This window comes from Candidatus Eisenbacteria bacterium (assembly GCA_035577985.1).
Taxonomy (GTDB): Bacteria; Desulfobacterota; Binatia; order DP-6; family DP-6; genus DATJZY01.
Window position 1 is genome coordinate 1 of record DATJZY010000006.1, and the last position, 5,715, is coordinate 5,715.

Consider the following 5,715-nt stretch of genomic DNA (forward strand, 5'->3'; position numbering starts at 1 on the left):
CGCGATCGTCCTCGGCAAGGCGCTCTTCTGGGACATGCAGGTCGGCAGCGACGGCGTCCAGGCCTGCGCCAGCTGCCACTTCAACGCCGGCGCCGACAGCCGATCCCGCAACCAGGTGAGCCCCGGGCGGCTGCGGGTCGCGGCGGACGGCACGCCGTCTCCGGACGCCGCGTTCGACGCCGTGCGCGGCCCCAACGCCGAGCTGACGGCGGGCGACTTCCCGCTCTCGCCGCGCACCAACGACGTGGTGTCGTCGCAAGGCATCGCCCGCGCTCTCTTCGACGGCCTCGGGCGCTCGCCGCGCGAGCGCCTGCGCGTCGTCCCCGATCAGGACGGCTTCCGGGTCGGGCGGGTGAACGTGCGTCGCGTCGAGCCGCGCAACGCGCCGACCGTCATCAACGCCGTCTTCAACCACCGGAGCTTCTGGGACGGGCGCGCCCGCAACGTCTTCAACGGCGTGAACGGCCTCGGCGACGACGACCCCGACGCCCGCGTGTGGCGCGCCGACGACCCGAACGCGCCCGTCGCCGTGCGGGTGCGGCTCGAGGACTCGAGCCTCGCCTCCCAGGCCACGAGCCCGCCGGTGAGCGACGTGGAAATGTCGGCGAGCGGGCGCACGTTCCACGACCTGGGGGCCAAGCTCACGCGCGACCCGGGGCGGCGGATCGCGCCGCTCCGCCCGCTCGAGCACCAGTGGGTACATCCGGACGACGGCGTCCTCGGCCCGCACAGCCGTTGGCCGCGGCCCGGGCTCGACGTCGACAGCTACCGGACGCTGATCGCGCAGGCGTTCCAACGGCAGTGGTGGGATTCGCCCAGGCGGTTCCGCACCGGGCGGAACGGCGCGGTCACCGTCGTCGGCACCGACGCCGATCCCGACGCGACCAGCACGCTGCTCGAGCAGAACTTCGCGCTCGTCTTCGGCCTGGCGGTCCAGCTCTACGAGGCGACGCTGGTGGCCGACGACTCGCCCTACGACCGTTTCATGGACGGCGACGCGGCCGCGATCACGCCGGCCGCCGTCCTGGGCGTCGACCTGTTCCGTTCCCAGACCCGCGGCCGCTGCATCAACTGCCACGAAGGCGCGGAGCTCACCGGTGCCTCGGTCCGGCGGGTGCGCGAGAGCCCGGTCCGGATCCGCGAGGGCCAGGCGCTCGACCGCGGCTTCAACAACATCGGCGTGCTGCCCACGCGCGAGGACCCGGGCGTCGGCGGAACGGACCCGCTCGGGCACCCGCTCTCGACCGTCCGGGCCCTCGTTCCGCCGCCCGCCGAGCCGATCGCCGTCGACGGGGCGATGAAGGTCCCCGGCCTCCGCAACGTCGCGCTGACGGCGCCGTACTTCCACAACGGCGGAATCCTCACGCTCGGCGACGTGCTCCGGTTCTACTCCCGCGGCGGCGACGTCCGCCCGCAGCATTCGCTCGACGGCAGTCTCGAGATCGCGCCGCTCAACGTCCTCGCCAACACGCCCGACGAGATCGACGCGCTCGAGGCGTTCCTGCTGTCGCTGACCGACGAGCGCGTGCTCTACCAGCGTGCTCCGTTCGACCACCCGAGTCTCCTCGTCCCCGACGGCGCGCTCGGCGACGCCCGCCGCGTCCTCGACGACGGCACGGGGACGGCGGTGGATCGTGTCCTCTGGATCGCGCCGGTCGGACGCACCGGCGGCCCGCCGCTCCGTCGCTTCCTCGAGTGAGCCGCGCCCTCAGTGGCCGCCCGGCGACGGCGCGGGCGCGGGCACGACGGCGTCAATGTCGACGATCACCTCGTCCCGGATCTGCATCGGGTTGTACCAGCCGAGCGCCGGGCCGATCCCGAAGTCGAGGCGCTTGAGCGTGACTTCGGCGGCGATCCGTCGCGCGCCGCGGTCGGTGATCGCGAACGTCATCGGGAAGGCCCGGACCACGCCGTGCAGGTCGAGCGTCGCCGTCACGCGGACGTGGTCGGGATCCTCGAACGTCGCGTCCGTGATCGTCACCGTCGCCGTCGGGTACTGCTCGATGTCGAGGAAGCGGTCTCCCCGGAGGTGACGATCCCGCTCCTCGAGGCTCGTGTCGACGCTCGCCAGGTCGATCTCGGCGTCGACGCGACTGCGCTCCGGATGCGCCTCGTCGATCGTCGCGTGGGTCACCCGCCAGCGGCGGAACTGCCCCGCCGACTCCCCGAGCGACACCATCGTCGCCCGGAAGCGGATGATCCCGGGCGGCACAGCGTCGTCCGCCACGGCACACGCCGTGGACAGCAGAAGCACCACGAGGACGAGGCATCGGCTCCCGTTCACCATGACGACGACCTCTCGCTGCCACCACCAGGCTGCAGCGCGGCCGGCGCGAACGGAATGCGACTCGATGCCGCAGCCTCGTGGCCGCGTCGCGGCGGCCCGGCGGTGCGACAACGTGTCGCAGGACGGGACACCCGCGGAGCACACTGGTCGCTTGAAGCCGGCGGACGCCCGCGCTACGCCCAACGACGGTGACGGCGTCGCACGCAGGGCCCGAGGGCGGCCGGAGATACTCGGATGTGGGTGGCCGCACCGAGGTGAGCCTGCCCTGGCTCGCCCGTCTGCGCTGGGGCGCGATCGTCGGTCAGATCGTCGCGATCCTCGGCGGACACTACCTGTTCGCCCCGCAGATACCGCTTAGAGCGCTGCTCACCTGCGTCGCGCTGACGGCGGCGACCAACGTCTGGCTGAGCGTCGCGATCCGTCGCCGACGCCAGGTCGCCCCCGTGCTCGTCGGAGGATTGTTGCTCGTCGATACGTTGTGCCTGACCACGATCCTGCACCTGACCGGGGGCCCGACCAATCCGTTCAGCATCGTCTACCTCGTCCACATCACGCTCGCCGCCGTGATGCTGGGCGCGGCGTGGACGTGGGCGCTCGCGGCGTTGGCCGTCGCCTGCTACGCGCTCCTGTTCGTCCTCGTGTCGCCCGAAGTCACCACCCACCACATGATGGGCGGCGACTTCTCCTCGCACCTGCACGGCATGCTGCTCGCGTTCACGGTGGCGGCAGGGCTGACGGCGTACTTCGTCGTGCAGCTGCTGGCGGCCATCGAGCGCCGCGACGCCGACCTCGCGGAGTTCCGCGCGCGCACGGCCCGGAACGAGCGTCTGGCGTCGCTTGCGACGCTGGCAGCCGGCGCCGCTCACGAGCTCGGAACGCCCTTGGCCACGATCGCGGTGGCCGCCAAGGAACTCGAGCGTCGGCTCGCCGGGTTCCCCCAGGGGGAGGCGGGCGCGCTGCTAGACGACGCCCGCCTCATCCGGGCCGAGCTCCATCGCTGCCGTCAGGTGCTGGACGACATGGCTGCGCGTTCCGGCGAAGCCAGTGGGGAGGCGCCGGGTCGGTTTCTTCCGAGCGTGCTGGTCGACGACGTGCTCGACGGCCTCGGGACCGAGGACCGCGGGCGGGTCGCGGTCACGGTCTCGGCCGCGGGACTGCTCGCCGTGCCGCGCCGGGCCCTGTCGCGGGCGGTCGCCAACCTCGTCCGGAACGCGCTCGACGCCACCCCCGACGGACAGATTCGACTGGCCGTCGAGCAGCAGGCGAGTGGCCTCCGCATCGCCGTCCACGACGACGGGCCCGGGATCCCGGCCGACGTGATGGCGCACGTCGGAGAGCCCTTCTTCTCGACGAAGGCCGCCGGCCGAGGGATGGGCCTCGGCATCTTCCTGTCGAGAGCCATCGCCGAGCAGATGGGCGGTCGACTCGCCCTCGAATCGATTCCGGGACGGGGCGCCACCGCGGTCGTCGAACTGCCGTCGAGCGTACTCTCCGAGTGAGCGCTCGCAGCATCCTCATCGTCGACGACGATGAACGCCTGCGCTCCCGCCTGGCGCGCGCGTTCACCGACCGTGGCTACACCGTGTACGAGGCCGCGGACGTCGCATCGGCGACGGCGGTCCTCCGCGACCAGCGCCCGGAGCGCGTGGTCGTCGACCTCCGCCTCGGGGCCGAGTCCGGCCTCGAGCTGGTCGGCCAGGCCCTCGCGCTGAACCCCGCGGCTCGCCTCGTCGTGCTCACCGGCTACGGCAGCATCGCCACTGCGCTTGAGGCGGTGCATCGCGGAGCAACCCACTACCTGACCAAGCCCGCCGACGCCGACGACATCGAGCGCGCTTTCACGGGTGTGACGCACTCTCCTCCCGGTGCGACGGACGAGGTGCCGATCCCCTCACTCGCCCGGGTCGAGTGGGAGCACATCAACCGGGTCCTCGCCGACTCGGGCGGAAACATCTCCGAGGCCGCACGCCGCCTCGGATTGCACCGCCGCTCCCTCCAGCGCAAGCTCGCGAAGTACCCGACGCGCCGCTGACGTCAGGTGCGCGCCGCGACCTTGACGAACGCCGCGCACGCATCGGCGCAGCGCTTGCAGATCTCATGGTGGGCCTCATGCTTGCGGCACTCCACCTCGCAGTCCGCACACACGTCGCGGCACGCCGCCACGAACGCCGCCAAGTGCGCCGACCCGTGCGCCGCCAGCTTGGCGATCGCATCGCACCCGACGATCATCTGCTGGACGAGCGTCGCGCAGCGCGCGAGCGACGTGTCGCCCGCGGCGAACGCCGACAGGCAGTGCGCCAGGCACGCCTCGCCGGCCCTGGCACAGACGCCGGCCGCGTCCACCAGCTCGGGATTGCCGCCGCTCGCCGGAGCGGGGGCACCTTTCGCCAAGCCCGGGCCCTGCATCGCACCCACCACGAGCAGTGCACCCGATGCCTTCAACAGGCGTCGTCGGTCACCGTCCACCATGTGCTCACCTCCCGGTTAAGTGCGTCGTCGACGACGTCGCACGCACCGTCGTTGAAATCAATCGGTCGCCCTGGCTTCCCCCGACGGCGGCACCCAGCCGCCGAACGCCTCCTCGAGCGCGAGCGCGACCGCGATCGTGACGTGGTCGGCGCCCGGCGCGCCCACCACCTGCACGCCGAGCGGCAGGCCGTCGGCGTTGAGGCCGAGCGGGACCTGGGTCACCGGCAGCTCCAGCACGTTGAAGATCGCGGTATACACCCAGTTGAACGGCGGAAAGAGCGGCCGGCGGTGCCGCGGCGCCGGCTGCGGGTACGATGGATAGAGCAGCACGCCGTGCGACCCCAATCGCTCGACGACCTCGGCGCGCAGCGCGCGCCCGGCGTCGACGAAGCGCCGCGCGCGCGCCGGCGTCCACTCGGGCAGGCGTTCGAGGATGGCCAGCACGAGCGCGGGGAGCGTGTGCTGCGAGCCGCGGAACGGCCAGCGCATCAGCTCGAGCAGCGGGCGCACCGGCGCGCCGTTGCCGAGCAGCTCGCGGAAGGTGGTGTCGTTGGCGGCGGCGAGCGACGACGACCAGATGTCGAACGACGAGCGCAACGCCGGGAAGCTCGCCGGCGTGACCCGGGCGCCCCGCGCGGCGAGCGCCTCGGCGACCGCGCGCTGCGCCGTGCGGAGGTCGGGGGAGACCGCGATCGATCCGTTGTCGCCGACGTCGAGCACGGTGAGGCCGTCGATCGACACCGTCGCCGGATCGCCGAGCGGCTGGGCCACGCAGCCCGCGTCGGCGCCGTCCGGACCGGCCAGCACGCGCACGAGCGGCATCAGGTCCTCGGCGCGACGCGCGAGCGGCCCGGTCGCGAGATAGCGGAGCGCGGCGTTCTCGGCCATCGGGAACTGTCCGGTGCCGGGCACGAGGCCGCCCGTCGGCTTGTGACCGAAGACACCGTTGAAGAAGGCGG

General features: G+C 72.6%; 6 protein-coding genes. 3 read left to right on the top strand and 3 right to left on the bottom strand.

Annotation, left to right across the window (positions count from 1 at the left end):
• A partial coding sequence (locus tag VMS22_00435) for a cytochrome c peroxidase (protein HXJ32477.1) occupies positions 1 to 1,699 on the top strand: 1,699 nt, incomplete at its 5' end.
• 9 nt (positions 1,700 to 1,708) lie between these two features.
• On the opposite strand, the gene VMS22_00440 is transcribed toward VMS22_00435, so the two are convergent.
• On the bottom strand, positions 1,709 to 2,287 hold the full coding sequence (locus tag VMS22_00440; GenBank protein HXJ32478.1) for a YceI family protein: 579 nt from the start codon (positions 2,285 to 2,287) through the stop codon (positions 1,709 to 1,711).
• A 236-nt stretch (positions 2,288 to 2,523) separates the two neighbouring features.
• Here VMS22_00440 and VMS22_00445 point away from each other — a divergent pair, with 236 nt between their 5' ends.
• Together VMS22_00445 and VMS22_00450 are read left to right on the top strand one after the other, a co-directional pair.
• The gene (locus tag VMS22_00445) at positions 2,524 to 3,786 is read left to right on the top strand and encodes an ATP-binding protein (protein ID HXJ32479.1); all 1,263 of its coding nucleotides are present in this window, start codon (positions 2,524 to 2,526) and stop codon (positions 3,784 to 3,786) included.
• Positions 3,783 to 4,319 (top strand): response regulator, encoded by a 537-nt coding sequence (locus tag VMS22_00450; GenBank protein ID HXJ32480.1) that lies wholly within the window; start codon positions 3,783 to 3,785, stop codon positions 4,317 to 4,319. The genes VMS22_00445 and VMS22_00450 overlap by 4 nt, the downstream gene beginning before the upstream one ends.
• Positions 4,320 to 4,321: 2 nt before the next feature.
• Here VMS22_00450 and VMS22_00455 read toward each other — a convergent pair whose 3' ends face one another.
• Both VMS22_00455 and VMS22_00460 read right to left on the bottom strand, forming a co-directional pair.
• Positions 4,322 to 4,756 carry a Csp1 family four helix bundle copper storage protein gene (locus tag VMS22_00455; protein ID HXJ32481.1) on the bottom strand — a complete coding sequence of 145 codons (435 nt, stop codon included), beginning with the start codon at positions 4,754 to 4,756 and terminating at the stop codon, positions 4,322 to 4,324.
• Positions 4,757 to 4,813: 57 nt separating this feature from the next.
• Positions 4,814 to 5,715 (bottom strand): amidase family protein (locus VMS22_00460; protein ID HXJ32482.1); only part of this gene is annotated, 902 nt, incomplete at its 5' end.

Bases quoted from the DNA above. Each gene is read 5' to 3' on its own strand.
- VMS22_00440 (HXJ32478.1), bottom strand. From the start codon at position 2,287: ATGGTGAACGGGAGCCGATGCCTCGTCCTCGTGGTGCTTCTGCTGTCC.
- VMS22_00455 (HXJ32481.1), bottom strand. From the start codon at position 4,756: ATGGTGGACGGTGACCGACGACGCCTGTTGAAGGCATCGGGTGCACTG.